At 62.2% G+C, this 1493-nt stretch carries 1 protein-coding gene; it reads left to right on the top strand.

Going from position 1 to position 1493, the window contains the following annotated elements:
* Positions 1-110 precede the first annotated feature (110 nt).
* On the top strand, positions 111-1361 hold the full coding sequence (locus IPV10_RS16795; protein ID WP_193591830.1) for an IS256 family transposase: 1251 nt from the start codon (positions 111-113) through the stop codon (positions 1359-1361).
* Positions 1362-1493 lie beyond the last annotated feature (132 nt).

The raw sequence follows: 1493 nt of genomic DNA, 5'->3' as shown, positions 1-1493 counted from the left end.
AGTAGTGCCCCGTAGAGTGGTGTAACGATCCCGGCCAGTAAACGTCAGCGTGGCCACCGGGATCTTCCTTCGAGGAAACTCTCACATCCCACTCGAAAGGCGTCACACCGATGACCACTCCCTCTATTGTCGACCCTGCCACCGTCCTCACCAACGCGCTGGGCGACGCATCACCGGATCTGATGCGCACCCTGCTGCAAACCATGATCAACACCCTCCTCTCAGCCGAAGCAGATGCGATCTGCGGCGCCGAGTACGGGAAGCCCTCTGCTGACCGAGTGAATTCCCGCAACGGATACCGCACCCGTGAACTCGATACGCGTGTCGGAACCATAGACGTCGCGATCCCGAAGCTCCGCTCCGGCACGTACTTCCCCGAGTGGCTCCTCGAACGTCGCAAACGCTCAGAAGCGGCGATGATCACCGTCGTCGCTGACGCCTACCTCGCTGGCGTCTCAACGAGGCGGATGGACAAACTCGTGAAGACCCTTGGCATCCATTCCCTGTCGAAGTCGCAGGTCTCCCGAATGGCCGCCGATATGGACGAGCATGTGCGTGAGTTTCGCACGAGGCCGTTAGGTGAGGCCGGCCCGTTCACGTTCGTCGCGTGCGACGCACTCACGATGAAAGTGCGTGAGGGCGGGCGGGTGATCAACACCATGGTGCTCGTCGCGACCGGGGTGAACGCTGACGGGCATCGGGAAGTCCTGGGCATGCAAGTGGCGACCGCGGAGACCACGATGGCGTGGAACGGGTTCTTCGCAGACCTTGTCGCGCGCGGCCTCACCGGGGTGAAACTCATCACCTCTGACGCGCACGCTGGCCTCGTTGAAGCGATGCGCGCGAACTTCCCTGGGACGTCGTGGCAACGGTGTCGCACGCACTACGCTGCGAACCTGATGTCAGTGACCCCGAAGAGCATGTGGCCGGCGGTGAAAGCGATGCTGCATTCCGTGTACGACCAACCCGACCAGAAAAGTGTTGAGGCCCAATTCGACCGGCTCCTGGACTACGTCGAGGACAAACTCCCCGAAGTGCACGACCACCTCGATGCTGCCCGGGCTGACATTCTCGCGTTCACCACGTTCCCGAAAGATGTGTGGCAGCAGATCTGGTCGAATAACCCGAACGAGCGCCTGAACCGTGAGATCCGCCGCAGGACCGATGTGGTGGGGATCTTCCCGAACCGGGCCGCGATCACCCGCCTCGTCGGGGCCGTTCTTGCGGAGCAGTCTGACGAATGGGCCGAGGGTCGTCGTTACCTCGGTCTTGACGTTCTCGCGAGGTGCCGCCTCACGCTCGTGGGTACCGACACTATCGGCCAGCACCATGAGCTCCCCGAGCTCGGGGCCGCAGCATGAGCGCCCCCACTCCTGGGCTGTACTCCGACACCGTGAGTGAGCTCGTCGCGAGCATCTGCAATCACAACGAAAACTAGCCCCCACATCCTTGAAGGATCACGAAACGGTTACACCACTCCACGGGACTTGACC

Source organism: Microbacterium sp. SD291, from assembly GCF_017355365.1.
Classification (GTDB): domain Bacteria; phylum Actinomycetota; class Actinomycetes; order Actinomycetales; family Microbacteriaceae; genus Microbacterium.
The sequence above is the reverse complement of the archived record's forward strand: the minus strand, read 5'-3'. Positions and strand labels throughout refer to the sequence as shown.